Origin of the sequence: Paenibacillus sp. Root444D2, assembly GCF_001426375.1 — a bacterium.
Lineage (GTDB): Bacteria > Bacillota > Bacilli > Paenibacillales > NBRC-103111 > Paenibacillus_E.
The window spans coordinates 42,893-67,654 of record NZ_LMEO01000008.1; the positions used below are offsets into that span (position 1 = coordinate 42,893).

The window sequence follows — 24,762 nt, forward strand, 5'->3', positions numbered from 1 at the left end:
GCGCATATACGGTCATGCATTTGATTGTTTACTCTCATTTATGATTATATGTGATCGATATTTATTTGTAAAGCGCTTTCCGGAGGTAATTTCTTTCATATTAGTCATATTTGATTACAACATAATAAGCTGCCGCGAATGAAAAACCCACCCTCAAAAGGGTGGGTTTTTAGAAGCTGCTATGATGAGGTCACTTTCGCTTTTCTCCGAGTTCGGGATGAAAACGTCCAATTCACGAAAAAAATACCGATAAGGATGAGTGATCCCCCTACATACACGAACCATTCTATGACTTCACCAAGCAGCAGCCACCCTGATACAACCCCAAAGAACGGGGCGAGAAATAAGAAAGCGCTCGTTTTACCAGGATCCCCTTGTTTCAATAAGAAGAACCATGAAGCGAATTGCACGATAGAAGCCATGATTGCAAGCCACAATAGAATCAACACGGCGGATACGCCTAGGATTAGCTTCGGAGTTTCTATGATCACACTCATAACAAGGAGAAGGAGACCACCGAACAGCATTTGGTAAGCGGTTAGGACCCACACATCGAAACTGGCTCCCCATTTCTTAACGAGCAGTGTGGAGATAGCCCACGATATCGCAGAGCCCATCCCAAGCAGCGTACCCGTTTGCAACTGCATGTGAACACCCAGCGTGATAAACACACCAGCACAACCGATCATGACACCCATCCATTGGGATATTCGGTATTTTGCGCCTAGAAACAGCGTTCCCAGCACGATGACAAGCAGTGGATTGGTGAAAGTCAGAATCGAAGACTCCCCAGCGGTAATCGTGCGTAAACTTAGAAAAATGCAACCCATGACGCCGGCTGTTTGGAAGAGCCCCACGCTCATGATTCTGCTCCAGTCTCGAAGATCACCTGGACGCGGTCTTTTTCTCACAAACAGAGCCATAATTAGTCCTGCCAGCGTAAAGCGGCAGCCTACCAACAAAAGAGGTGAGAAATAGGCCAAACCCATTTTACCGACAGCGAATGAAGATCCCATCAGTGATGTTGTGACAACAACCATTAATCCAAATAAATAGCGATTCATATTATCCTCCCATAGATTGCATACACGTTCAGGATGATTGTTGTCTTCACACTGAAATTTCGTTTATTATCGAAGTATGACTGTAATACTTATCTTTGTATATATATTATAAACTGAATTGATTTCGTTCTGTATCGAAGTATGATTGTATGAAACGGAGGCTAATATGGATGTGTGCGAATCCAAATATTGTGGAAGTGGCTTCACTGATAGGCGAACCATCACGCATCACGATTTTGCTGAATCTTCTCGGCGGCAAATCGCTGCCCGCCAGCGAACTAGCACGATTCGCGCGCATAACGCCTCAGACAGCAAGCTCCCACCTATCGAAGATGGTGGAAGGCGGACTGCTCGTCCATGAGTCGTATGGACGGCACAAGTACTACCGGCTGGCTAACGCCGAGGTGGCCTATGCCCTGGAGGCGCTGCAAGCGATCGCCTCCCCGAAGCCGATTCGCTCGCTGCGCGAATCAGATCAACTAAGGGCGCTGCGTTATGCGCGCACCTGCTATGATCATATAGCCGGCCAGATTGGCGTAGCCCTGACGGACCGGCTTCTTGAATTAGGCCTGCTGCAGGAGGCAGGCAAGGATTTCATCCTCAGCCCTGCGGGTAAGCAGCGACTGGAACGCTTCGGCGTCGAGGTCGAGGAAGACCGCAAACGCAGGCGCCATTATGCACGGCAATGCCTCGACTGGAGCGAGCGCCGTCATCATATCTCGGGTACGCTTGGCGCTGCTCTCACACGCCGGCTATTCGAACTTCGCTGGATTGAACGGCTGGCCGATAGTCGGGCTGTGCGCATCACTCCTGAAGGTCTGCAAGGGCTTCGCGATGAATTCGGTGTTGATCTGTGACTCCTAACGAATACATAAATTTCAGGAACCACAACAGCCCCCGTTCACATATATTGGTGTAGCGTATATCTGGCAAAAAAATCTAAAGGAGATCATTCATGAATTATCCTCCTTCCTATTACACATACAAATCCCCCTTCTCACCCTATAATCGTTACCCTATTCCTGCTGCTTACTATCCTGCTTACTGGGCTTGGCATCGTGATTTCCCTCCAGTCGATACGAAGGTACTCTCGCATTCGGTTGCAGCCTCTCAGACCCTCCTTCGAGACGCCTCTCTCTTAATTCAAAAGCTGGAAGACCCAGCTATAGCCGGCCAATTGATGAGCAATGCCCAGAATGGCAATCAGAAGGAAGTGGATCGGATTGTTCACACTTTCGGCATTGAGTCCATCATACTGACTAAATTTACACCAAGCGTTGTTCATTTCACTATCGATCCTCGCGTCCCCGAGAAACAGTGCTGTGAAGTGGTATTGTCCCTTAAATGGGGTAAATGACAAAAACAAAGAGCAATCGAAACCAATATGTTCGTTGGCTTGGATTGCTCTTCATAGTTCTTAACGGACGTCCGCTGCGTTCAACAATGGCCATATTTTCCCCAGCCAATAAGCTAGAATGACGAGCACAATCCAATAAAAGATATAATAAACATCTAGCATCGAATAGGAAGATACATAATAATAAGTCCGTTTTTTTTGCGCGGAAAAACGCTTCGCTTCCATGGCCACAGCTGTCCGGTGGGCGCGGCGTATGCTCTGGGCAAGCAGTGGAATGGCATACATTCGCAGTGTCGTATACCATCCGGTGATAGGATTACGCTTCTTCTTGCCCCGCACCTTCAGCGCATAGCGAAGGGTTTGGAATTCTTCGAGCATGAGCGGAAGCATGCGCAGCGCGGCGAGGAAGCTGTAGGCGTATTTCGGCGCTACCTTCCACTGCTGCATCATAGCATAAAATAGTGCAACGGGCCGTGTGGTTAAGCTAAACAGCAGCCCGACCGCAGCAACCTGAAGGCCCCGAAAGCCCAGATGGATCCCGCGATAGAAGCTTTCTTCGGTGATACGGATGAAGCCCAGCTGGTACCAAAGCGTATCTCCGCTGCCGAACATCATCATCCCCGTGGTAGAGGATAGGAAGATTAGCAAGAACGGTGAGGCATACAACAGCAGCCGCTTCATCGGATGGCCTGAGAACAAGAAGAGCGGCATCAGAGCGCCCAAGGTCAAATACATCATCGCATTCAAATTATGCGTGAACACGACAACAATAAACAGAAGGATGGACAGGATCAGCTTCACACCCGGATTCACCCGGTGCAGCCAGGTTTCACGGTACGCGAATGTTAGTTGCATAGCATCGCAGCTCCTTCTGCAGCATGTGCAGCGGAGGCCGGCAGCTTCCCAGCCGGCAACTCCTTCACATGCCCATCTTCAACCTGCCAAACGCGAGTGGCGCAGCGTTGCACAATCTCCAGATCGTGCGTGACCATCACAATCACAGTTCCGCTCGCCCGCAGCTGCTCCAGCTGCTGCAAGATGCGCAGGGTACCACGGGCATCAAGCCCGAAGGTGGGCTCATCCAGCAGCAGAATGCGGGGACCGCGCACCATCGCGGACGCCACGCTTAAGCGCCGCTTCTGGCCCATCGACAGCTGGAACGGATGCCTCTTGCGCAGCGCGAGCAGGTCATATTCCCTAAGCAGCAGCTCTATAGACGCCCACTGCACATCCCGCCCCTGATCCGTCTCCAGCAAGGAGTAGGCCAGTTCTTCCTCCACCGAATTCGTGACGAATTGGAATTCGGGGTTCTGGAATACAAAGCCGACTTGCTCCGCAAGCTGCTCGACTTTGCTACCCTTAACTCCCTCGATCCAGCAGCTGCCGCGGGTTGGGATGAGCCGCATGATCGCTAACAGCAGCGAGCTTTTGCCTGCGCCGTTGGCGCCGACAACGGTAATCCAGTCGCCAGGGTAGACGCTCAAGTTATCCACAGAGGTCTTGATCTGCCCTCCGCGTAACCCTACAAAATCGCGAAAGGTCATGACCGGCGCCGAAGTCTGAATGATGGAGGTTGTTTTTAACTCCATCTCCTTATCGTCCCAAACACCAGGGTACCAGATCCCATAGTCAATCATTTGCTGTTTATAAGCTTCGAACACCTCTTGAGGCGTGCCATCTGCTAGCAGTCCTCCATCTGGTGACATAACGATCAAGCGGTTGATGAATCCTAGGATGCCGCTTATTTTATGCTCCACGATAACCAGTGTCTTCTCAGCACTAATCCTTCGAATCGTTTCCCATACCTGCTCAGTGCCTTCTTCATCTAGAAGCGCCGTAGGCTCGTCTAGGAACAGCACTTCCGGCTCTAGGGCGAGCACACTCGCAATAGCCAGCCGCTGTTTCATCCCTTGCGACAGATTCCCAACCAAAGTATGGGTGTCTTCTAGTTCAAGCCCCACCAACTCCAGATAATACGCGATACGAGCAGGCATCTCCTCACGAGGGACTTGTAAATTTTCCAAGACGAAAGCAATTTCCTCATCCACATACGGCATGCAGAACTGTGTCTCCGGATCTTGAAAGACATAGCCTGAGCGGCTTGGAGTGTGAATGCCATCTGCCTTCAGCGGAATCTCTACAATGTCGGGCACAATACCGCTTAACACTTGAAGCAGGGTTGATTTGCCGCAGCCGCTCGGCCCCAGAAGCAGGACCTTCTCTCCAGGTTCTATCGAAAAGGAAACCCCCTGAAATAACAGGGGGGCGTCTTCTCCGGGATATTTTAACCTTAGATTCGTCACGCTCATTCCTTCGCTCATCACGTTACCCCAATGCGTCGTAATCTTTCTTCGAAACAGGACGAACTAGGCTGAGCACACCAGTACGGGCCAGTGCACCCGCTAAGTAGTATGCGAATACGCCGGCGATCAAAGCGCTGCCCAAGAGACGAAGTCCAATAAACAGACAGTAGTTCCAGAATGTGAGTTGATCAATATAGCCATAGTAATTATCCACAAGCAAGGATAAAGCTGCGGATGCGAAGGACGCTAGGATTGTCACGCCCACATTTGCACGGCGGTAAAGGAAAAGAGCAAAAACGAGTTCAGCACCAAGCCCTTGCAGCAACCCATAGACAAGTGTCGAGACACCCCATGAGCCGCCAAAAAGCGCCTCTATCGTCGCCGCCGCTACCTCAGCCAATAACGCAACGCCGGGTTTGCGAATAACCAGAAATGCGAAGGTCGCAGCCATAAACCACATGCCATAGCTCAACTGCTCTGCGTGAAGACCGAATGGTTTCAAAATATCGTACATTGGCCCCCATACGCGATAAATCACACCAAACACCGCTGCGATCACAATAGTGATCAAGATATCAGTCAATTTCAAACCCTTTGCTGCTGTTTCTTTTTGTGCCATCTGTTTGTTCGACTCCTTTTCATATAGATATGTAAAATGGATAAGCGAACACGAAAAAAAAGCCCACCGGGTAGCGGCAGGCATAAAATTAGTGCGGAAAGGCACTTCATTCTCTACGCTGGCATTACCCAGATCAGATTAACGGTCAGTGGCATAGGGCCACTATCTCAGCCTGACTTCATCAAGCACCCGTGTTGCTATTCATTTGGCTTAACTGTAGCGGATTCCCAACTTTTTGGCAATCCTTTTTTTGGGACATTCGCTCTATTTCTCAATCAAATGCTGCAGATCATGCGTCAATCCGTTCAGCTGGCGAATACTGTCTACGATATCTTCAACACGCCTTTGCTGCACTTCAGCACTAGCAAGCACTTCTTGCACGGAAGCTGCGGATTGCTCAGTAATCGCCGCAACGGACGTCATTTCCTCAGCGACTCTTTGTGACGATGTTAGCAATTGAGCATTCATGCGCTGCAGGTTCTCCGCTTGTTCCATGACTTCAGCCGTATTGCTGTTGATGACTTCGAACAGTTGATCGACGCTCTCCGCTGATTTCTTACCAGACTCTACGGCGGTAATGCCGACGGCAACCTTCTCTACAGCTGTCTCTACTTTATCTTGAATAGAGCCTAGAATTTCCGAGATGTCTGTGGAAGCGACGTGCGCATTCTGCGCCAGCTTACGAATTTCGTTCGCAACAACGGAGAAGCCTTTGCCATGCTCACCTGCGCGGGCAGCCTCGATGGAAGCATTCAACGACAAGAGATTCGTTTGGTTCGCTATGTCGGCAATCGTTGTAACGATATTTCCGATTTTCACATTTTCTTCATTGACCGCATTCATAATTTCTGACGTTTCGGTCACGATAACCGTAATATCATTGATTTTGAGTGACAAATCTTCCATCTGATTCTTGCCTTCATTCGTCATCCGCGCCGTATCTCGGGATCTGCTGCTCATTGTGTTCGATGCGGAAGAGGTCATCTCAACGGTTTCATTTACTTCCTGAATAGCGGTTGTAATATCTGTGATGCTGGTTGCTTGCGACTCAATACCAATCGAGATTTCTTGAAAAGCAGCCACGACTTCTTCGGTAATTCTGCCTGTAACCGACGCATTTTCCTGAAGCGTATTGCTGGATGTTCCAAGGACTTCTGTTGTTGTACGGACGCCTGTCAGAATTTCTTCTGACTTCACACGCGACACCTCAGACTCTTTCACGCTTTTCACTACATTAGCAAGCATTCTAGTTCCAATTTGGCCTTGCCCTACCAAGGTTAAAATGGTCAACAAGTAGAAAGCGTTAATAGTTACTAGGCTGAAATCCCCGGGTAATGTGGAGCAAAAATAGTTCAAATTGATAAGTCCAATCACGGCATTAAGCAAAAGTGGTCGGAAGTTCATATACAAAGAAACGAGGGTCAAACCGAGAAACAAGATTAGAATACTGGACAGGGCAGGGTCATTGGCCATAAAAAAATAAGAAATGATGTTAAAACCTACAGCAATAACGTACATCGTGTAAGGGACCCAGATTTTTTTCCAAGTTAAGATAGTGCATAAGAGAGCAATCGGTGCTCCGTAAATGACCAAAGTCAGCATCATTGCAGGGGATCTGTAGGAAGCAGCGATTCCAAGAGCCAAGCATACCCATAACAATTTGACCATTAATCCATTTCTTCTGTGTAGTTCTAATCGTTGTTCTGACACTGAAACTTCTCTCCTTTTTTTCTACATGAAATGACATTTTATTTACATAATTCAACAAGTGGTTGAATAATCCTCTATTTGGAATGATAAAGAGTAAGATCATTACGCAGAAATTGACTTCTAGCTAATAGTGAAACTACAATATGTAGTGTTGGTAATTAAAAATTTATTCTAAAAGGAGATCATTTATAATGGATCATTCAACCATGCAGCACGGACCTGATTTTATGGCTATTTTGCTTTACATAGGATTGGCTATTTTTGTTTTATCGATTATTGGCTATGTGTTGGCCGCGAAAGCGCACAAACAGAACTCTAGTCGATTGAAAAAGGCGGAGAAACAGGTTTTGAAAAAAAAGCAAAAGACCTGGCTGCTTCTCTCTCACACTCTTGTTATTATCGCGATATGCTGTGTGGGAACCTCGCTTATTCAGCAAAATTCCAGCAAATATAGTGTAGAAAAACTGAATTTTAATGCTCCTATTCAGGTCGTGACAGATAAAGATTATGGACGAGGGCATGCAGAGGGTACACTATCCTATGAAATGAAAATCCCGACCTCCGGTACACACAGTCCGCATGACTTAAAGTTCGGCTTTTATAAGGAAAGACCTTCCTATGAAATGCTTGTTCATAATTTGGAGCATGGCGATATCATTATTCATTACCACCCTGATGCTCCTAAAGAATTACTGGATCGCCTCGATTACTTGACGCATTTCAAGAAAGCCGGCGCCGGTGTATTAGCTGTACCGAATCCAGATGTACCTAGCAATCAGGAGGTCGTTGTAACAGCATGGACCAAAACGATGCAGCTAACAAAGCTTGACGAAGCAAGTGTGGGGACGTTCATCTACCAGAACATTGATAAAGGCCCTGAACAGATCCCTTCCGAAGTACGCCGCGGCGGCGGTACGATGTAGGTTAATACTATTTGCGAATCGTTTCACGATCGGAAACTAAATCCGTCGGCACTAGGCCGGTTAGACGCCTGAATACACGGTAAAAATAAGACGGGTCATTGTATCCGATGAACTCGGAGATCTCGGTCACTGACAGTGCAGAATGTCTAAGCATGTAGATGCCCGTTTTGATCCTTGTGGCATGGACGAACTCACTGATCGTTTGACCTGTCACTTTGCGAAAAAGCGCCGCCGTGTAGTTCGGAGATCGGCATATGCACGCAGCAAGCTCGTCTTTGGTCACGTGCTCGCGGTAATGATTCTGAATGTAGCCTTTCATCTGCTCCACTAGCTGTGTAGTGGCAGTAGTTGTCGTATCTTGATCCCACTCTCTATGGAGATAGACAAACAGCTCTTTGAGCAGCGCTTCACACAGCGTTTGGTAATAGGATTGCTTGTCTTGCCACTGTTGATGGATAAGGCGCAAACGATCGACAATCAACTCATATTTACCCGTTAATCGGCTAGTATAATGCGGCAGCTGAAGAAGTGGGAACAGTTCATCTGCTGCATCAGCGGTGAATTGAACAACGTACTTTTCATGGATCTGGGTCGGTACACTTCTTCCATAAAAGGGGACTTTGCTCGGAATGAGCAGCCATTGCCCTTTCTCAACTACCTGCTTCTTCTCATTGATCCAATACACACATCGGCCATAGGTAACGAGAACGAGCGTCCAAGCAGGGCATCCCTCCAGCTCTTCCTTGTACCAATTGCTGCTCTTGTCATACGTAAAGGTTATCACCTGCATAATGGCACCTTCCTACATACTATAGTACATACATCATACTATAGTTCATAGAACTTCGGCTCATTTAGGCATATAATGAAGCCAAAATTCAATCGTTACTATTGAAAGGAAGTTCTAACACCATGCGTAAAACAAAAATCATTTGTACCATGGGACCTGCTTGTGATTCCGTCCCTACTCTTAAAGAATTAATTCGCGCGGGCATGAGTGTCGCCAGATTAAATATGGCTCATGGCGATTTAGATGAGCATCGGGGACGCATTCAGCGCGTACGCCAAGCAGCTGCGGAGCTTGGTGTCATTATCCCTATTCTGATGGATATTAAAGGTCCGGAAATCCGCATTGGTCAATTGAAGGATGCTTCCTACGATTTGCAAAGCGGCGATCACATTGTGCTTACGACTGAACAAATTATCGGCGATTCAAGCCGTGTTTCCGTGAATTATCCTGGCCTTCCGCAAGATGTTAAGCCGGGGAACCTCATTCTTATCGATGATGGCTCTATCGAGCTACGTGTAGAAATGATTGACGGCACCGAAGTTACTTGCAGCGTCTTGAATCAAAGTGTATTGAAACAGCGTAAAGGCGTTAATTTACCAGGCGTGCGCACCTCCCTGCCTGGTGTAACTGAGCGCGATGTGATGCATATTAAGTTCGGTGTTGAAGAGAATATCTCCATCGTCGCAATGTCTTTCGTACGTAACGGAAACGATGTTAGAGAAGTTCGCGCGATTTTGGAACAGCACGGCGCAGCGTTTACGCCGATTATTTCGAAGATTGAGAACGAAGAAGGCATGACGAATTTCGCTTCGATCCTTGAAGCTTCCGACGGCATCATGGTTGCACGGGGCGATCTCGGCGTCGAGATTCCAACGGAGGAAGTTCCAATTGCGCAGAAAGACATGATTCGCGCTTGTAATTTAGCTGGCAAGCCTGTTATTACGGCAACGCAAATGTTGGATTCCATGCAGCGCAACCCTCGTCCAACACGCGCAGAAGTGAGTGACGTGGCGAATGCGGTGCTCGACGGCAGTGACGTTGTCATGCTTTCCGGCGAAACAGCTGCAGGCAAGTATCCCATCGAGTCCGTGACGATGATGGCGACGATCGCCGAGCGCGTAGAGCAAACCATGGAGCGCAGCTCCTTGATCGACGCGCAGCTTCAGTCGAACAACGAAGTGACTGAGGTGCTATGCCAAGCGGTCGTGTCATCTGCTAACAAGCTGCACGCTGCAGCGATCTTGACGCCAACAGAGAGCGGCTTTACCGCTCGGATGATCGCAAAGTACCGCCCGGAAGCGCCGATTATCGCGGTGACGTCCAATGAATATGCGATCAACTACTTGAGCATGGTGCAAGGCGTTATCCCGATCCTTGGCGAATTCTGCGACTCCACTGACGCAATGATTCGCTCTGCCATCGGGCAAGCTGAGACGCTCGGCTACGTGAAGAAAGGCGACCTCACCGTCGTCTCCGCCGGTATCCCAGTAGGGAAATCAGGCACGACTAACCTGTTGAAGGTTGAGCGGGTTTAGTTTAGATAATCGTCTGCTGTGTCCTTCACCAGACTTATACGAAATGTTCAAAAAAAAGACACCTCTGGTGTCTTTTTTTGTTGGGTGGCATGGGAATCTCCCCTGAATCTCTCCTAAATTCATGCGCCCAAAAGGCTGAAAGCCCTTCTTATACCCACTATTCACCTTTTTGTACTTACTGCACTCGCTTCGTTCTTCGCATGTACTGTTTCTACGATTCTCCCCCTTCACCGTTCGATACTTGCTTCCTTTTGGGGCAGACTAATCAAGCTAAATGATGATGGAATAACGGAGGCCCCATGATTATCCGACTCGGATTTGTGTCTATAGCAATGGCGATTTTTAATAATACCCCTAGCTCCACTTTTACATATAAGCTCTTCTCTGAGCGCCCTCGTGAGGAAGCTATGCTTCGAGCCATCGAGATCGGACGCAAAAATCTCGAGGCGACTCAGCGGATTCTATACTATAATGCCGCTCATGGCATTCGCTTATTTCGTCTATCGTCATCGCTCATTCCACTAGCTACGCACCCAGATGTTCAGATTGATGTGGCCACCGAATATAAAGATGAGCTTCGAAAGCTCGGCGATTTCGCCAACACGCAGGGAATCCGACTAAGTATGCATCCTAACCAATTCACGCTGCTAAATGGTAGCGATTCAGTCGTGGAGGCTGCTGTAAGAGACTTGTCCTATCACGCGGCGATTTTGGATGGGATGGGACTTGATGAGTCAGCCATCATCAATATCCATGTTGGCGGTGTGTATGGAGATAAAGATGCCGCCACGGAGCGGCTATTTACTAAGATCTCTGAAGTGCCCGAGCAGGCCATGCGGCGTCTTACATTTGAGAATGACGATAAAACTTACACATTAGCGGAAACGCTGGCCGTGAGCAAAAGGCTGCGGCGCCCCTGCATGCTGGATTTGCATCATGATTGGTGCAACCCATCCATGTCTTCCCCCATCGAACTACTGCCAGACATCGCTAAGACCTGGGGCGATATTCCGATGAAAATTCACGTCTCCTCGCCAAAGGATGCGAAAGAGTTCCGATCTCATTCTGACTACATTGAGCCCGATCAGCTCATCCCATTTCTGAAAAGCTGCAAGGAGGCAGGCCTCCCCCGCATTGATGTCATGATTGAAGCCAAAATGAAGGATCTAGCCTTGTTCCGGCTGGCGGAGCAGCTTGGAAAAATTCGCGGCGTGAAGCGAGTGGATGGCGGCGTTTTGACGTGGTAGAACAAAAAACCGTTTCTGACCGGATATCAGAAGCGGTTTTTATTCGTTGTTGTATCCTTTTTATCCAACGGAACTGTATGAATCTGGCTCTTCACATGCCTTATCGCATTAATTTCACCGCCGATGATAATGATGAGCGCCGAAATATAGAACCACGTCATGAGCACGATGATCCCCCCGACACTGCCGTAAGTGGCGCTGTAGTTGGTGAAGTTATTGACATAGAAGGAGAAACCGAAGGATGTTAATTGCCACCCAGCTGCCGCGAATATCGCTCCGGGAAGGACACTTTTGCAGGTTAGACAAGTATTGGGGGCTATATAGTAAATGCCGATGAAAACCACAAACACGATGACAAAGTTCACAATCCAGCGCAGGTTGTTCCACAAACCTACATGCTTCGCTGAAATCGAAATGTTGGCAAGTGTCCAATCCCCAATCCAATGGCCAAACACACTGAGCAGCAGCGCTGAAGCGATGACAATGAGCATGCCCAGCGTCAGCATCACGGCTAGCAAGCGAGAGTGAATGAAGCTTTTGCGCTCCGGCAAACCGTACGCTTTATTAACGGCAATGACGATCGCATTCATCGCTGCGCTGGCACTCATCAGGGCCAATATGATCCCGAAGGAAAGTGCGCCTCCTCTTTTCACATCAAGCAGATTGCTAAGCGTTTCCTCAAGCCAACCAGCGACAGCCCCCGGTATATATTCTTTAATAAGCCCCATGACATCATCCGAGGAGAACGGCAAATACCCCAACAAACTCAGAATAAATAGCAGAAAGGGGAACAGGGATAGCAGAAAATAGTAGGCACATTGGGCAGCAAGCCCTGTGGCATCGTGCTTTTCGAACTGATTCCAAAGCAATTTAAAGTAAGATATCCCCATATGTATATAGGTCCTTTCATCGGTCTATAAATGTGATAGAATAGGTAGTCCACTATTGCTATGAAACAGGTGATGATTTTGACTTCTCTTTCTATTTACCCTACACCATTAGGTACGAAACAAACCACGGAGCGACCTATCCCGCATGCGCGTATGGCGCTTTTAACGAATAGTTCCAATTTTGTGTCCGATGCCGATCGTGACGCTTATTTTTTCCGCGATTTGGAAAGCCATCAGATTCTGTTGAATGAAGCGCAGGTTCAGGCTGTGCGCCACTTCAAAGGTCCCTTACTTACCCTGGCGGGAGCCGGTTCCGGCAAGACAACTGTTCTGGTGTGCCGAGTGGCTTATTTATTGCGTGTCCACCGGGTCCATCCGTCGAATTTGTTATTGATTACTTTCTCGAAAAAGGCTGCCGAAGAGATGCGGGAACGCCTCACGTCTATGCCGGGTCTTGATCATAGTATAACCAATACGATGCAGGTGCGGACATTTCATGCTTTTTGCCTAAGATTACTGCGAATGAACGGATTACAACAAGAGATTCTGAGTGATGGCCGCTATCAGCAAATCGTCTTCAAGCGCATCATGCTAAGCATGGGGCTGCAGGATACATACCAACCCGAAGTGCTCATTTCCTTGCTTTCCTCTTATAAAATGCAGTTGATCGAGGTCGAAGACCTTCCTGAAGGAACGGAAGAAGACAAAGAAGTAAAGCGGATTTTCATGCAGTATGAGCAGTGGAAAATGGAACAGCAGAAGATTGATTTTGATGATATTTTAATCAAAGCCTACCACTTATTGCGGCAAAACACCGATGTCCTGCGCTCGCTGCAGCGAAAGTTCACTTATATTAGTGTCGATGAGTTTCAGGATACGAATACCGTGCAATACGAAATCATTCAAATGATTGCAAAGGACCACGAGAATTTGATGGTCGTTGGTGATGATGACCAGACGATTTATTCGTTTAATGGTGCGCGAAATGAATTTATTCTACAGTTTCATGAGCAGTATCCTGCTGCCAAGACGGTCACTCTTGATATTAATTACCGCTCTACTTCAAGCATCGTCGGTTTGGGAAATGCGATCATCAAACATAATATACAGCGGAAGTCGAAGACCCTCCTCGCCACGAAGGAAAGTGATCGGAAGCCGCAATATGTGAAACCTATGAATAGCGATGACGAGGCTGATTGGTTAATTAACGATCTTCGGATTAAAGTAGCCGAGGGCGGCAGTCAGTATGGCGATTTCGCTATTCTGTATCGGACAGCCAGCAACAGTCGGGCGATTATCGAGCAGTTGATTCTTCATAATTTGCCTTTTGTGGATTACGGAAGCAACGACTCCTTCTACGATCAGTGGATGGTGAAACCGATTATCGATCACTTAAGGCTTGCTCATGAGCGGCGTAATTTCGAGGCTATAGAAGGTGTCCTCCCTTCATTATATATAGGACGAGACCAGGGCATGCGGATTATTCAAGATCAGGAAGCGATTCAGGCGAAAAAGTGGCCGCTTATCCACCTGCTCGGTCTGCCTCAGCTGAAAGATTTTCAGAAAGAAAAGCTCAAAAGCCGCATCCGTCTTATTAAGTCGCTTGCTGACATGAAGCCTTTGGATGCCGTTCAGGCGATTCGCAAGGATTTCTACGATACTTTCCTAGAGACGAACAAGCGCAGCAAGCTGACGAGTCATAGGGAAATGCTGAAGGAAACGCTGGACGAGCTGGAATCTTCGGCCAAGCGGTTCGATAGCGTGGAGCAATTTCTTTATTTTATCCATGAGGTCGCGGAAAAACGCACCGAAATGAGTCGGCTCCAAAAAGAACAATTTGCGAATAAAATTTCGCTCATGACAATTCATAAATCGAAGGGACTGGAGTTCCCGATCGTGTACTTGCTCTGTGCGATTGAGGGCAATCTGCCGCATAGCTCGGCACTCGACGCCGGCCATCTGGACGATGTGAAGATGGCTGGGGTTACGGGGCGCGACAAGGGAACCGCCGCGCTGGAGGAAGAACGGCGACTCGCCTACGTCGCCGTCACGCGCGCCAAGGCCGAGCTGCTGATCAGCTCGCCGGCGTTTTATCGCGGGAAGAAGGCGGAGCCTTCCCGTTTCCTGCTGTCCGCGTTCCCTGGCGCGGACCCTGTTGTCAGCCGCGAACCTGCTGCGGCTGCGGGTTCTGCAGCGGCGCGGCGCCCGGCCGCTGCAGGGAAACCCGCCGCCGCGACTGAGCGGGTCGCGGCGTGGATCTGCGAGCAGGCCGGCTGCAAGGCCTGGTCACGCATCTCTTCGCCGCAGGAAGCGAAGCTTGCGGCGAAGGCGTGCCCCTTGTGCAGCGCAGCGATGGTCAAGGGCAGCCGGATGGTTACGCTCACTCGTTAGCCGAGCATAGCCTGCATGCTTCTAAATGCTGGTAGAATACACCCGCATCTGTTGGGGGGGATTACCTAGGCTGCAGATATTAGCAAGGATTCACATTGAAACAAAAAAACGCCTTCGGCCGCCTTGAGTGAGAATGTTCGTAAAATAGATGCAAATCAAGTACTCCCAAAACGAATATTTTGAAACATTCATTAACCATGCAAAGTTGTACTTTGTACAACTTTACGCAAGCTAATCCATGTTTTCCAGGCGAATGTTGCATAAAATACATCAATTTCAGCCAAAAGTAGCTCTATAGCAGGGAAATAGGTTAAATTGTTGCACCAAATACAACAATCCTTAGCCTACCCATAAGAAACCAAGGAAATTGTTGTACGTTGTACAACTTGCCTTCCTATTTTCCCAAATCTCATGGCCCTTAGGTCCATTCAGCTTCAAAGAAAAACCTAGTCACCTACCCAGCCGAAAACATGTATGCATCCACACTCTCACTCGGCTCAGCTAAACATGCTAAATAGGGGGTAAGCTTCACCTTACCCCTTAACTTAATAAGAGCAGCAATCCCTAGTGGGAATGCTGCTCTTTTTTCAGTTACACAAGTTCCTTCATAGCCTCTAAAGCCGCATCATAATTCGGATGCTCCTTCATTTCCGTTAAATACTCCACATAACGAACCGTATTGTTCTCATCCAAGATGAATATCGCACGCTGATCGAGCTGAATCTCTTTAATCAAAACGCCATACGCTTGGCCGAATGCGCGGCTTTTATAATCAGATAAGGTTACAACTTTATCAATGCCTGCAGCCCCGCAGAAACGACTCAGTGCAAAAGGAAGATCCACCGAGATTGTCAAAATGACGACATTATCTCCTAGCTTATCTGCTTCCACATTGAAACGACGCGTCTGTGCATCGCATGTACCTGTGTCCACGGAAGGGACCACCGAAATTAGCTTCACTTTACCTGCATAATCGGATAGGCTTACCTCTGTCATCAAATCCTTATTAACCTTAAAATCTGGCGCTTGATCCCCTACCTTGATCTCCGGTCCTAGCAAAGTAACTGGATTCCCTCCTACCGTTGCTACCCCTGTGCGTTCTTGTACCTGTGTCATATTCGTATTCCTCCTGTGATTTTATATGTTTTCACACATTAGATTCATTGCTTTATGCTTTCTCAATTACCGCTTTCAGCTTCTCTTTGGGTTGTACCCCAACCATCTGATCAACCAATTGACCATCCTTGAATACGAGCAGTGTAGGGATACTCATGACGTTATATTTGGAAGCGGATTCTGGGTTATCATCCACGTTGATTTTTACGATCTTGGCTGCATCGCCGATCTCAGCTGATAGTTCATCTAGGATGGGAGCGATTATTTTACAAGGTCCGCACCAAGGGGCCCAAAAATCTACGAGTACAATACCCGCTTCAATTTCATTGTTAAATGTGGCATCGGAAATTTGTTTAACTGACATGGCTAATTCCTCCTAAAGGTTCTTTTATTTTAAAAAGCATTAAGCATGCTGTTCGGAAAGATATCGTTCACAATCCAGCGCCGCCATACAACCGCTTCCCGCCGAAGTAATTGCTTGGCGATAAATGCGATCCTGCACATCCCCACAAGCGAATACGCCAGGGACAGTCGTTTGTGAGGTTCCGGGAATGACCTGCAAATATCCGAGCTCGTCTGTTGGCAGTTGTCCGCCTAGGAACCCAGTATTCGGTGTATGCCCAATCGCTAGGAAAATACCATCTGCCTCCAGCAGCTCTTCCTCTCCGGTTACATTATTGAGCACCTTAAGTCCCGTTACTCCGAGAGGGCCAGCTACGACTTCAAGCGGTGTCCGATTGAGGCTCCAAGCCACTTTTTGATTGCCGCGGGCGTGATCCTGCATGATTTTCGATGCTTTCAGATCGTCACGACGATGCACAACGCGCACTTCGGAAGCGAATCGAGTCAAGAACTGCGCCTCTTCCATCGCTGTATCCCCGCCGCCAATCACGATAATTTTCTTATTTCTAAAGAAAAATCCATCACAAGTTGCACAGGTGCTAACGCCTTTCCCAATATTGTCGGATTCACCGGCGATGCCTAGTTTCTTGGCCGTTGCTCCTGTGGAAATGATCAGCGAATCCGCCGTCAATTGAGCCCCGTCCTCTAAGAACAAGGTAAATGGACGTTTGGACATATCGACTTCTGTGACCCGGCCTGACTGAATCGTAGCGCCAAAACGCAACGCCTGTTTACGCATATTGTCCATCAACTCTGGTCCCGTGATGCCATCCGGGAATCCTGGGAAATTGTCTACTTCTGTGGTGGTCGTTAATTGGCCTCCAGGCTGTATACCTTCTATGACTAAAGGCGACATGTTCGCCCTTGCAAGGTAAATCGCTGCGGTTAACCCCGCTGGTCCAGTTCCGATAATGATCGCTTTGTGATGCATAGGAACGCCTCCTTTGATGCTGCATGTTAATTGTATGATTTCATTTGTTCGTTAGCAATTTAATTTGAAACAACTTTATGAATGAATCATACCAATTCCATTCAACATTGTCAACAATTAATTTGTGCACAATTTAAATCGTTTAAAATCTTTTTCCGGTCCCTAAAAAAAGAAAAAGCCGCGACTAACGCTGTCGCAGCTTAAAATTTAGGTCGGGTCATAAATGGTAGATTAAGTATTAACCAAACGTTCAGTTAGCGTTCAACTTGTCTTCAGCATTGATAGGCATAATGGGATACAGAACGAATCAAGCAGAACAAGAAGGGAGTAAATAATATGAACACAAAAAAAGCAGATTACAAATGGGTATGGGTGTCTTCCCTATTGATGATAAGCCTGCTAGTCTACGTCACTATATATCCACCTGTTTCAAAAAACGAAAGCGAAAAAACCGTGGCCAAAGTCAATATCTAACCAAAAACGCATAATCCTCTAAAAAAGAACTCCTTAGCCTTGTACTATCTAGGCTAAGGAGTTTTCACTTTGTGCGGCTTATTTAAGGCGTCCGGTTTTGCATCTCATCAAGACTCTTGAACTGGTAGCCCTTACTCTTCGCATCGTCGATGATTTTAGCCAGTGCCTCCGTGTTATCCTTGGACACCGAATGCAGCAAAATGACAGCACCTGGATGCAGCTGCGCCATCACATTTTTGTACGCATATTCCCAGCCCTTCTGACGCTTTGGCTCCCAATCGCGGTAAGCGACGGACCAAAATACGTTCGTATAGCCAAGCCCCTGACTAACGGCTAACGATTGGCTATTAAATATCCCCCGCGGCGCGCGCAGATAGCGCATTTCCTTTTGTCCAGTGAGCGTGCTGACCTCATCTTTCACTTGATTCAGTTCTTTCTGGATGCGTTCTGCAGATATTTGACTCATATTCGGATGGCTCCAAGAATGGTTGCCGATCAAGTGGCCTTCCTGGGCCATCCGCTTCAGCAGTTCAGGCTCTGTCTTGATATAATGCCCCGTCACGAAGAAGATCGCAGGTACCTGTTTCTCTTTCAGCACATCCAAAATCTTACCGGTATAGCCCTGCTCATACCCATTATCGAAGGTTAAGTACAATTCCTTGATAGCTGGATCTCCTGTGAAAATAGCCCCTCGCTGCTTCAAAAGAGCTTTGAAGCCTTCTTCATCAATCGACGGGGGCTGCCCGTTTACGCTTTTCTTAAACCCAAAGTGATAAGTGCCATCGGCAGACGCTATCGTCGCTTGCCCTAGCAGCATGGCGAGAACGATCGTCAGAATTCGCATGTATTTCACGGTTGAAGATTCACTCCTTGCCTTCTGTGGATTGGTTCAGTCAACAAGACTGTTACTAATATGCCACATGTTAGACGGAGATTATGTGTTCTTTTTCAATCTATTACTTTCCCAAAAGCGTCCACAATGTCAGCCCGAAAAGCATGTCCGACTAGCTTCTGAATTTCAGCGTACGCTTCTCTCGGCGACGTGGCTTGTCGGTATGACCGCGGCGTCGTCATGGCGAGGAACACTTCCACTAAGCCGAGCATCTGCGAAAGGAGCGGTATCTGATCGCCCGCGAGACGGTATGGATAGCCAGTGCCATCTACTTTTTCATGATGATAAAGGAACGCTTTCTCGACCTCTTGAAAATCCGGGATACCCTCGCATAATTCTTTCGCCATAAAGCAGTGCTCCTGTACCACTTCGAACTCAAACTCTGTCAATTTCCCTTCTTTTTCAAACATATAATCCGGAAGCTTGACCCTGCTTACAAAATGCAAAAGTGACAATAAATCAATCTCCCAATCCTGCACACGCAAGCTTTCGTATTCTTTCACAAGTGCTTTGAGCAGAACACTCATTTCACCGATTTCTTTACGCGACGTTTGTGTTTTCCGTTCTCCAACTGGGATGAAACATTGCAAGATGTTAATCACTTGCTGTTTTTGCTGCTGGAAAGCGGCTGCCTCCACGCGCAATTTATGTTGATTAAAGGCAGTAATAATAATCCCGCCTAAGATCACGCAGCCTAATGCATATACACCTTTTGTCGTTGCCATAATAATGGGAGAGAACCCATCGTTATTCCCATACGTGGGACCAAAAATTTGAAAGAGTAAGAAATACAGTGAAAAAATGATTGAACCAACTACATACACCCTAAATTCCACCAATAAACTGAGCATAACAGGGAAAAAGATAAGAGCAACCCACATCTGCTGCAAAGCCACAGGGTTGTATAAAGTAATAACAACAATCACTAAGAATAGTAATGATGGGGTTATCAGATTCGTATATGGACTGTTTTTCGACATACTTTTCTGAATCGCATACATCCCCCAGGCAAAAAGGGTAACCGTAAAAGAGGTCATCATATACAACCTAGATTCGGAGTTACCACTAACTAACCAGTATGACAAGCCACTCAGTGCACAGATAGAGGACATACTACCAATGATAGCCATCAATAGTTGATGGACAGGCAGTTGGCCGAATCGTAGTAAATTCATCATAATGAACTCCTTCTTGTATCCGCTTTATCGTTGTTGTTTTCCTTCGGATGGAAAATAGAGGCACCTTTCATGACATTTTCAATGGTGGATAGAATCACTTCAGGACTCGTATCCTTCATCAAATAACCGTCAATCCCCGCGTTAAAGGCCCGATAAATATCCTCACTCTCATCAACAGCCGTTAAAATGATAATTTTCATCTGCGGATACATATGCTTAAGGGTCTTAGCCCCTTCAATAATAGAAGTACCAGGCATCTTCAGATCCGTTAAAAGAAGATCGGGCACTAACGCTAACGATTGAGAAATAGCTTCATTTCCGTTCGCAGCCTCACCCGTAACCTCGTAACCTCTACAACTTTTGAGCAAAATATGAAGACCTTCTCTTACGATACAATGGTCATCGGCAATGACTACTTTATACATAGGCTATACTCCTTTCACGTGGGATATAGGCTGTAACCGTCGTACCCATGACAGCTTCGGATTGAAAAGAAATCGCTCCATTCAAGGCTTTAATCCGATTCTCCATGCCTCTCAGCCCAAATCGCCCCTGCTCGTACACCTCGGATATCTGCATTCCGATCCCATCATCCTTAATGGTAATCGACCATTGTACACTCGTGACTTCAATCCTCACATGGATATGTTTGGCTTTGGCATGTTTAATGACGTTGTTGGCTGCTTCCTCTACCAAGTGATAAATTGCTTCTTCGATATCAAGCTGCTCATGCGCTGCCCAACCAATGTTCTCAAAGATCGGCACCACCTCGGTATGTTCAGTAACACGGTGCAGCAGCTTCTCAATGGCACTATGGAGATTGAATTTTCTCTTCTCATCCTTTAGCTCAATGATGAATTGACGAATGTCACGATGACTTTCTTTCACTTTTTTCTCGATCTCCGTCACATAAGGAAGCGTCTCCTCGCGAACATCCGGGGGAAGCGCATTTTTCAATTGAAACAGCTGAATAGAGATAAAGAAAAGCTCCTGAGCGATACCATCATGAATATTTTGAGCAATAGCATCGCGTTCGAGAGCGACAGCCGTTTCTTGAGCATCTAGCAATTCCTCGTTGACGAATTGGAAAGCTTCCAGCTTCATAAGGATAAATTGCATATAAATTTTGTGTAAAATAGACAATTCGTTCTTGCCTGATTTAACAAGCAGCCAACCATATTTTTGCCCACTACGGTCCAGAAGGACTTGGACGTAATAAGGCACAACTTCACCTGTAGGCGATGGTAATTGGGTGTAGATCTTCTGGCTATTCAGCCTATTCTGTTTCATATAATTCATAAAATACGTATGCTTCCAACTTTGAACTTTTTCGTAACGACCGATACTTTCCACGCAAAGGATAACTTCCCGATCATCTAAAACTCGCTGAAGCAGTTCCTCTACATAGGATATCGTTCCTTGCTTCATCGGCTGTACGGTCATGTGACTAGAAGAATAAATCATGACTAACTTACGGAATTGCTTTCGTACATTTTGCATAACAAAGTGAACTAGACTTACTAGGCAAAAGAATGCGAATACGATAAATCCGTAATCAAAATGAGCCAGCACATATTTATATATGACTACACCTGATGTCATAGCAAACAGAATCGGGATACCGGCCACATAAAACAAGATGATCGGATAGTATTGTCTCCAGCTTACAAATGACTTGACCATCCAGAGACCTGTAAAACTATACATTAAGAACGGACTGGAAAGGCCGCCCGTCAGCCCAAGCAAATAAATCCCAAAGCCTAAATCCGCGATAGCGGCTATGATCGCCACTTTTCTACGCATTTTATTTAGCTGCAATAGGCTGTATATCGTCTGAAAAAGAACTGCAGCCAACAGCAGTCCGGGCGTTACACCGCCATTTTTTGAATAAAGGATGAGCCCGGACAACAGTAATGCCCATCTACAGCCAAAAATTAAATATAAGCCCGTTCTGTTATGTAAGGACATGCCTGAATTCTCCTAAACTTTATGATTTCTTAATGGTCTTTTGTCATACTTTGTTATACAATGAAGCCAATTGACTAACATAGGTAAATAGTAATAGGCATTTGGTACTATTTTAGTATAACATAGCTGAGATCTTTTTGGAGGGAACCCGCTTGGTTAATATGATTATCCTTGATGATCACCCGCTTGTTCGCAAAGGAATTCGCACGGTTGTATCATCCGGCCAATCGATGAATGTTGTTGGGGAAGCTGCGAATGCGAAGGAGGCTCTACGGCTCCTTGAGCAGACAAAGCCTGATCTTGTACTCGTTGATTTAAATTTGGGGAATGAAAATGGACTGGACTTGATTCGAGAGGCTCGACGGTCGGGACATACTTGCAAATATATTATTTTAACCTCATCGGTAACTCGAAGTGAGCTTCAATTAGCACAAGCTTTACAGGTTGAAGGCATCTGTTTGAAAGAAGCATTTCCCGAAGATTTACTATATGCCGTCGAAAGCGTTGCCCGTGGTCGTAAATACTATGATCCTGTCCTCATGGGATCCATGATGGGCGATAAATCTCATAGCGAAGAGCAGGAGCTCTCCGAACTAACCCCCAAAGAGCTAGAAGTTCTTATGTCTCTTGGCAAAGGACTTTCTAATAAGGAAATCGCCAGCTCCCTGTACATTACAGAGTTTACGGTGAAAAAGCATGTGAGTCAGGTGTTAGCCAAACTGGTTTTAGCTGATCGCACACAAGCCGCTTTATATGCCTTATCCAAAGGACTCGTGCAATTCGAAATGCAGCGATAAATACAAGGAAAGATCCGTCGGGATAACCCGTCGGATCTTTTTGCCTTATAGGTCAAGCGGTTCCGCGATCCTGTGCATAGGAAGCAATGAGAAGACCGCATAACCCTTCACATCTTTGATATGAACAGGCCCTAATGAAGGATCCCGACTGTCCTTGCTCTCACCCAAATTCCGATTATCTCCGACAACGAACAAGTGTCCGCTCGGAATCGTCTGCATAGCCATATCTTCCGACTTCCCAGCTGTATATAGCTCAGGCAGCGGTGTTTCGTTCACGAAGATAACACCATCACGAATGAGAACGCGATCCCCTTGAACAGCGATAACTCGTTTGATAATGCTAAAGCCTAGTCGCTCATCCTTAATAACGACGACATCTCCATATTTGGGCGTTGAAAAGAACAACGATATTTTATTCATCAGCAGCACATTGCCGTTCTGTAACGAAGGATTCATGGAATTGCCCGAAACTTTCGTAAGACCAATCATGTTATTAATCAAAATAAAGGCTAGTGTCAGGAGTAGAATGAATCGAATCCAACCCCAAACTTCACTTTTTTTCTTGATTGCAGGCTGTCTAAGCTCCGAGATTTCTTCCTTCATTTCTGCTCTCACCTCAATCTTTTAAGTCTAATTATTCTTGATTGTACGTGGCATGAACCACGGTTGCTGGTTTTGGTTGCTGCCCATAGACATCATCCGTTACTGTTGGTGGCTGCGGTGCAGGCACTGGCACTGGTGGCTGATTAGGCCCTGCTGGTGCAGGCAGCGGTGCCGGTGCCCCTGGTGGCAGAACTAAGACAACTGGCGGGCTTGGTGTGAACACGAGTGCAGGCGGAACATAGCTGTTCGCTAAAGTATCCATCGCCCCCTGCGCACTATCCACAATCGCTTGGAGCTTATTCAAGATTTGCTGACGATCTTGTGCTGTCTTGATATCCGTTCTGGCGAGCAAGGATTGCGCATACTGTCCAAGAGCCTGAAGACGAATTCGCTTCTGCTCCTCCGTGAATGATTCCAAACTTCTGGAAGATGCTTCGAGTCGAAGCTGCAATTCTTTCTTCAACAGTTCCTTCTGCGTTTCGGTCTCTGACTTCATCGATTGATCCAAGCCTTGGATAACTTGCTCTGTTTTCTTATTGAACCAAGCTGCCATGGAGCCCGCAATATCAATATCCGCATAGGAAATTCCGACCGACGCCGTAAGTACAACAGTTAAAGAAACAATTCCAGCTGCGACAATCCGTTTGGATTTCAGGTTGCGTTGCTTTTCATTTCTGGTGACCATATGAATTCCTCCTTCTCCTCTTAGTGAATATAAAAGTAAGCTTGAGGCCCCGTCACCGGGGCCTGTTCGCCTATGTTATTATTTCAATCCGTTGATTACGATACTTTCCAACGCTGCTAAACCAGTAGTTTCAAGGGAAGCACCTTTATCCGTAATTGCTTTTTTGTTTGCTGTTTCTAGAGTATCAGCAAATGTTTGAAGTTCTGCTAATTTAGCTGCGATTTTAGCAGCCAAGTTGTCTTTAATTTCTTGGGATGCAGCTGTTCTTTCAGCAGCAAGCAAAGTGTTCAGTTCTGCTTTCGTATCTTCGATTTTCTTAGTCAAAGTAGTCGCTGCTTGAGTTTGAGTTGTACCTACAGCCGTTTCCAGGCTTTTCACTGATGAAGTTCCTTGAGCGTTAACATCTTTTTTGATGTCAAATTTACCAGCTTCACCCAATCCCCATACAACACCATTGTTAAAATTGTTTGCTTCGTTTACAACATTGTTGTACTCGCCAGGCATGTTGCCTTTGATGCTTGCATTTTTACTGTCAATAGCATTCGAGTATGTGGTAACTTGACCGTTGATGGAACCTTGTACACGAGCTGTTTCAGTTGTTCCAGCTGTTTTCACGTCATTAACTGCTGTGTTATTAATGGTGTTATAGTCGGATACAAGCTTAGCTTTGTTACTTTCTACATAACCGTATACATCACCGGCAACTAGTGCTTTTGTTGCTTTTGTTGCTGAGGAGTACCAGCTTTGAAGTTGGCCGCCAGCGTCTGTTGCTGCGAAAGCTGTACCCATACCTGCTACTAAACCTGTTGCAATAACACCAATTGCTAATTTACTTTTCAATGCTTTCATCATTCATCAATCTCCCTTAAAATAGTATATTGTTTCAT

The 24,762-nt window shown here is 46.7% G+C and carries 25 protein-coding genes; 8 read left to right on the forward strand and 17 right to left on the reverse strand.

Annotation, left to right across the window (positions count from 1 at the left end; genetic code table 11):
- Nucleotides 1-179 precede the first annotated feature (179 nt).
- Nucleotides 180-1,064, reverse strand: a complete 885-nt coding sequence (locus ASD40_RS06725; protein WP_057302565.1) for a DMT family transporter — start codon at nucleotides 1,062-1,064, stop codon at nucleotides 180-182.
- Nucleotides 1,065-1,234: 170 nt separating this feature from the next.
- Between ASD40_RS06725 and ASD40_RS06730 the strand changes: the two genes are divergently transcribed.
- Nucleotides 1,235-1,921: an ArsR/SmtB family transcription factor gene (locus ASD40_RS06730; protein ID WP_057302566.1), complete on the forward strand. Its 687-nt coding sequence runs from the start codon at nucleotides 1,235-1,237 to the stop codon at nucleotides 1,919-1,921.
- A 98-nt stretch (nucleotides 1,922-2,019) separates the two neighbouring features.
- On the forward strand, nucleotides 2,020-2,421 hold the full coding sequence (locus tag ASD40_RS06735) for a hypothetical protein (protein ID WP_057302567.1): 402 nt from the start codon (nucleotides 2,020-2,022) through the stop codon (nucleotides 2,419-2,421).
- A 60-nt stretch (nucleotides 2,422-2,481) separates the two neighbouring features.
- On the opposite strand, the gene ASD40_RS06740 is transcribed toward ASD40_RS06735, so the two are convergent.
- The 4 genes from ASD40_RS06740 to ASD40_RS06755 form a co-directional block, all read right to left on the reverse strand.
- The gene (locus tag ASD40_RS06740) at nucleotides 2,482-3,276 is read right to left on the reverse strand and encodes an energy-coupling factor transporter transmembrane component T family protein (protein WP_057302568.1); all 795 of its coding nucleotides are present in this window, start codon (nucleotides 3,274-3,276) and stop codon (nucleotides 2,482-2,484) included.
- Nucleotides 3,267-4,742, reverse strand: a complete 1,476-nt coding sequence (locus ASD40_RS06745; protein ID WP_057302569.1) for an ABC transporter ATP-binding protein — start codon at nucleotides 4,740-4,742, stop codon at nucleotides 3,267-3,269. Before ASD40_RS06745 ends, ASD40_RS06740 begins: the two co-directional genes overlap by 10 nt.
- A gap of 4 nt (nucleotides 4,743-4,746) precedes the next feature.
- Nucleotides 4,747-5,343 (reverse strand): ECF transporter S component, encoded by a 597-nt coding sequence (locus tag ASD40_RS06750; RefSeq protein WP_057302570.1) that lies wholly within the window; start codon nucleotides 5,341-5,343, stop codon nucleotides 4,747-4,749.
- 264 nt (nucleotides 5,344-5,607) lie between these two features.
- Nucleotides 5,608-7,053 carry a methyl-accepting chemotaxis protein gene (locus ASD40_RS06755; protein ID WP_063870737.1) on the reverse strand — a complete coding sequence of 482 codons (1,446 nt, stop codon included), beginning with the start codon at nucleotides 7,051-7,053 and terminating at the stop codon, nucleotides 5,608-5,610.
- Nucleotides 7,054-7,244: 191 nt separating this feature from the next.
- On the opposite strand from ASD40_RS06755, the gene ASD40_RS06760 reads away from it, so the two are divergent.
- Complete coding sequence (locus ASD40_RS06760) at nucleotides 7,245-7,976, forward strand: DUF3105 domain-containing protein (protein ID WP_057302572.1); 732 nt, start codon at nucleotides 7,245-7,247, stop codon at nucleotides 7,974-7,976.
- A 7-nt stretch (nucleotides 7,977-7,983) separates the two neighbouring features.
- On the opposite strand, the gene ASD40_RS06765 is transcribed toward ASD40_RS06760, so the two are convergent.
- Nucleotides 7,984-8,766 (reverse strand): AraC family transcriptional regulator, encoded by a 783-nt coding sequence (locus ASD40_RS06765; protein WP_057302573.1) that lies wholly within the window; start codon nucleotides 8,764-8,766, stop codon nucleotides 7,984-7,986.
- A 122-nt stretch (nucleotides 8,767-8,888) separates the two neighbouring features.
- On the opposite strand from ASD40_RS06765, the gene pyk reads away from it, so the two are divergent.
- Together pyk and uvsE are read left to right on the forward strand one after the other, a co-directional pair.
- A complete protein-coding gene (pyk, locus tag ASD40_RS06770; RefSeq protein ID WP_057302574.1) occupies nucleotides 8,889-10,301 on the forward strand; it encodes a pyruvate kinase in 1,413 nt (470 codons plus the stop codon).
- A gap of 299 nt (nucleotides 10,302-10,600) precedes the next feature.
- Nucleotides 10,601-11,548: a UV DNA damage repair endonuclease UvsE gene (gene uvsE / locus ASD40_RS06775; RefSeq protein ID WP_057302575.1), complete on the forward strand. Its 948-nt coding sequence runs from the start codon at nucleotides 10,601-10,603 to the stop codon at nucleotides 11,546-11,548.
- 26 nt (nucleotides 11,549-11,574) lie between these two features.
- Here the strand turns inward: uvsE and ASD40_RS06780 are convergent, their stop codons facing one another.
- A complete protein-coding gene (locus ASD40_RS06780; protein WP_057302576.1) occupies nucleotides 11,575-12,438 on the reverse strand; it encodes a YihY/virulence factor BrkB family protein in 864 nt (287 codons plus the stop codon).
- Nucleotides 12,439-12,498: 60 nt separating this feature from the next.
- Between ASD40_RS06780 and ASD40_RS06785 the strand changes: the two genes are divergently transcribed.
- Nucleotides 12,499-14,829, forward strand: a complete 2,331-nt coding sequence (locus tag ASD40_RS06785; RefSeq protein ID WP_082562103.1) for a UvrD-helicase domain-containing protein — start codon at nucleotides 12,499-12,501, stop codon at nucleotides 14,827-14,829.
- Between the two features lie 591 nt (nucleotides 14,830-15,420).
- Here the strand turns inward: ASD40_RS06785 and tpx are convergent.
- Genes tpx through trxB form a run of 3 tightly spaced genes read right to left on the reverse strand, consistent with a single transcriptional unit; the run spans nucleotide 15,421 to nucleotide 17,278 of the window.
- Nucleotides 15,421-15,945: a thiol peroxidase gene (tpx, locus tag ASD40_RS06790; RefSeq protein ID WP_057302577.1), complete on the reverse strand. Its 525-nt coding sequence runs from the start codon at nucleotides 15,943-15,945 to the stop codon at nucleotides 15,421-15,423.
- A gap of 52 nt (nucleotides 15,946-15,997) precedes the next feature.
- Nucleotides 15,998-16,309 carry a thioredoxin gene (trxA, locus tag ASD40_RS06795; protein ID WP_057302578.1) on the reverse strand — a complete coding sequence of 104 codons (312 nt, stop codon included), beginning with the start codon at nucleotides 16,307-16,309 and terminating at the stop codon, nucleotides 15,998-16,000.
- Nucleotides 16,310-16,348: 39 nt separating this feature from the next.
- Nucleotides 16,349-17,278: a thioredoxin-disulfide reductase gene (trxB, locus tag ASD40_RS06800; protein ID WP_057302579.1), complete on the reverse strand. Its 930-nt coding sequence runs from the start codon at nucleotides 17,276-17,278 to the stop codon at nucleotides 16,349-16,351.
- A gap of 336 nt (nucleotides 17,279-17,614) precedes the next feature.
- On the opposite strand from trxB, the gene ASD40_RS37075 reads away from it, so the two are divergent.
- Nucleotides 17,615-17,752, forward strand: a complete 138-nt coding sequence (locus tag ASD40_RS37075; protein WP_156389913.1) for a hypothetical protein — start codon at nucleotides 17,615-17,617, stop codon at nucleotides 17,750-17,752.
- Between the two features lie 82 nt (nucleotides 17,753-17,834).
- On the opposite strand, the gene pdaA is transcribed toward ASD40_RS37075, so the two are convergent.
- The 4 genes from pdaA to ASD40_RS06820 form a co-directional block, all read right to left on the reverse strand.
- The gene (pdaA, locus tag ASD40_RS06805; RefSeq protein ID WP_442952629.1) at nucleotides 17,835-18,569 is read right to left on the reverse strand and encodes a delta-lactam-biosynthetic de-N-acetylase; all 735 of its coding nucleotides are present in this window, start codon (nucleotides 18,567-18,569) and stop codon (nucleotides 17,835-17,837) included.
- A gap of 131 nt (nucleotides 18,570-18,700) precedes the next feature.
- Nucleotides 18,701-19,822, reverse strand: a complete 1,122-nt coding sequence (locus ASD40_RS06810; protein ID WP_082562104.1) for an HD-GYP domain-containing protein — start codon at nucleotides 19,820-19,822, stop codon at nucleotides 18,701-18,703.
- On the reverse strand, nucleotides 19,819-20,247 hold the full coding sequence (locus tag ASD40_RS06815) for a response regulator (protein WP_057302581.1): 429 nt from the start codon (nucleotides 20,245-20,247) through the stop codon (nucleotides 19,819-19,821). The genes ASD40_RS06810 and ASD40_RS06815 overlap by 4 nt, the downstream gene beginning before the upstream one ends.
- Nucleotides 20,240-21,790: a sensor histidine kinase gene (locus ASD40_RS06820; RefSeq protein WP_057302582.1), complete on the reverse strand. Its 1,551-nt coding sequence runs from the start codon at nucleotides 21,788-21,790 to the stop codon at nucleotides 20,240-20,242. Before ASD40_RS06820 ends, ASD40_RS06815 begins: the two co-directional genes overlap by 8 nt.
- Before the next feature lie 161 nt (nucleotides 21,791-21,951).
- On the opposite strand from ASD40_RS06820, the gene ASD40_RS06825 reads away from it, so the two are divergent.
- Nucleotides 21,952-22,587 carry a response regulator gene (locus ASD40_RS06825; RefSeq protein ID WP_057302643.1) on the forward strand — a complete coding sequence of 212 codons (636 nt, stop codon included), beginning with the start codon at nucleotides 21,952-21,954 and terminating at the stop codon, nucleotides 22,585-22,587.
- Nucleotides 22,588-22,632: 45 nt separating this feature from the next.
- On the opposite strand, the gene lepB is transcribed toward ASD40_RS06825, so the two are convergent.
- The 3 genes from lepB to ASD40_RS06840 all read right to left on the reverse strand — a co-directional run bounded on the left by lepB (nucleotide 22,633) and on the right by ASD40_RS06840 (nucleotide 24,727).
- The gene (gene lepB, locus ASD40_RS06830; RefSeq protein ID WP_156389914.1) at nucleotides 22,633-23,190 is read right to left on the reverse strand and encodes a signal peptidase I; all 558 of its coding nucleotides are present in this window, start codon (nucleotides 23,188-23,190) and stop codon (nucleotides 22,633-22,635) included.
- A 31-nt stretch (nucleotides 23,191-23,221) separates the two neighbouring features.
- Nucleotides 23,222-23,875, reverse strand: a complete 654-nt coding sequence (locus tag ASD40_RS06835) for a hypothetical protein (RefSeq protein WP_057302584.1) — start codon at nucleotides 23,873-23,875, stop codon at nucleotides 23,222-23,224.
- Between the two features lie 78 nt (nucleotides 23,876-23,953).
- Nucleotides 23,954-24,727, reverse strand: a complete 774-nt coding sequence (locus ASD40_RS06840) for a hypothetical protein (RefSeq protein ID WP_057302585.1) — start codon at nucleotides 24,725-24,727, stop codon at nucleotides 23,954-23,956.
- Between the last annotated feature and the right edge of the window lie 35 nt (nucleotides 24,728-24,762).

Coding starts and splice junctions, on each gene's coding strand:
- ASD40_RS06725 (WP_057302565.1), bottom strand. CDS start 1,064: ATGAATCGCTATTTATTTGGATTAATGGTTGTTGTCACAACATCACTG.
- ASD40_RS06730 (WP_057302566.1), top strand. CDS start 1,235: ATGTGTGCGAATCCAAATATTGTGGAAGTGGCTTCACTGATAGGCGAA.
- ASD40_RS06735 (WP_057302567.1), top strand. CDS start 2,020: ATGAATTATCCTCCTTCCTATTACACATACAAATCCCCCTTCTCACCC.
- ASD40_RS06740 (WP_057302568.1), bottom strand. CDS start 3,276: ATGCAACTAACATTCGCGTACCGTGAAACCTGGCTGCACCGGGTGAAT.
- ASD40_RS06745 (WP_057302569.1), bottom strand. CDS start 4,742: ATGAGCGAAGGAATGAGCGTGACGAATCTAAGGTTAAAATATCCCGGA.
- ASD40_RS06750 (WP_057302570.1), bottom strand. CDS start 5,343: ATGGCACAAAAAGAAACAGCAGCAAAGGGTTTGAAATTGACTGATATC.
- ASD40_RS06760 (WP_057302572.1), top strand. CDS start 7,245: ATGGATCATTCAACCATGCAGCACGGACCTGATTTTATGGCTATTTTG.
- ASD40_RS06765 (WP_057302573.1), bottom strand. CDS start 8,766: ATGCAGGTGATAACCTTTACGTATGACAAGAGCAGCAATTGGTACAAG.
- pyk (WP_057302574.1), top strand. CDS start 8,889: ATGCGTAAAACAAAAATCATTTGTACCATGGGACCTGCTTGTGATTCC.
- uvsE (WP_057302575.1), top strand. CDS start 10,601: ATGATTATCCGACTCGGATTTGTGTCTATAGCAATGGCGATTTTTAAT.
- ASD40_RS06780 (WP_057302576.1), bottom strand. CDS start 12,438: ATGGGGATATCTTACTTTAAATTGCTTTGGAATCAGTTCGAAAAGCAC.
- ASD40_RS06785 (WP_082562103.1), top strand. CDS start 12,499: ATGAAACAGGTGATGATTTTGACTTCTCTTTCTATTTACCCTACACCA.
- tpx (WP_057302577.1), bottom strand. CDS start 15,945: ATGACACAGGTACAAGAACGCACAGGGGTAGCAACGGTAGGAGGGAAT.
- trxA (WP_057302578.1), bottom strand. CDS start 16,309: ATGTCAGTTAAACAAATTTCCGATGCCACATTTAACAATGAAATTGAA.
- trxB (WP_057302579.1), bottom strand. CDS start 17,278: ATGCATCACAAAGCGATCATTATCGGAACTGGACCAGCGGGGTTAACC.
- ASD40_RS37075 (WP_156389913.1), top strand. CDS start 17,615: ATGAACACAAAAAAAGCAGATTACAAATGGGTATGGGTGTCTTCCCTA.
- pdaA (WP_442952629.1), bottom strand. CDS start 18,569: ATGCTGCTAGGGCAAGCGACGATAGCGTCTGCCGATGGCACTTATCAC.
- ASD40_RS06810 (WP_082562104.1), bottom strand. CDS start 19,822: ATGATGAATTTACTACGATTCGGCCAACTGCCTGTCCATCAACTATTG.
- ASD40_RS06815 (WP_057302581.1), bottom strand. CDS start 20,247: ATGTATAAAGTAGTCATTGCCGATGACCATTGTATCGTAAGAGAAGGT.
- ASD40_RS06820 (WP_057302582.1), bottom strand. CDS start 21,790: ATGTCCTTACATAACAGAACGGGCTTATATTTAATTTTTGGCTGTAGA.
- ASD40_RS06825 (WP_057302643.1), top strand. CDS start 21,952: ATGATTATCCTTGATGATCACCCGCTTGTTCGCAAAGGAATTCGCACG.
- lepB (WP_156389914.1), bottom strand. CDS start 23,190: ATGAAGGAAGAAATCTCGGAGCTTAGACAGCCTGCAATCAAGAAAAAA.
- ASD40_RS06835 (WP_057302584.1), bottom strand. CDS start 23,875: ATGGTCACCAGAAATGAAAAGCAACGCAACCTGAAATCCAAACGGATT.
- ASD40_RS06840 (WP_057302585.1), bottom strand. CDS start 24,727: ATGATGAAAGCATTGAAAAGTAAATTAGCAATTGGTGTTATTGCAACA.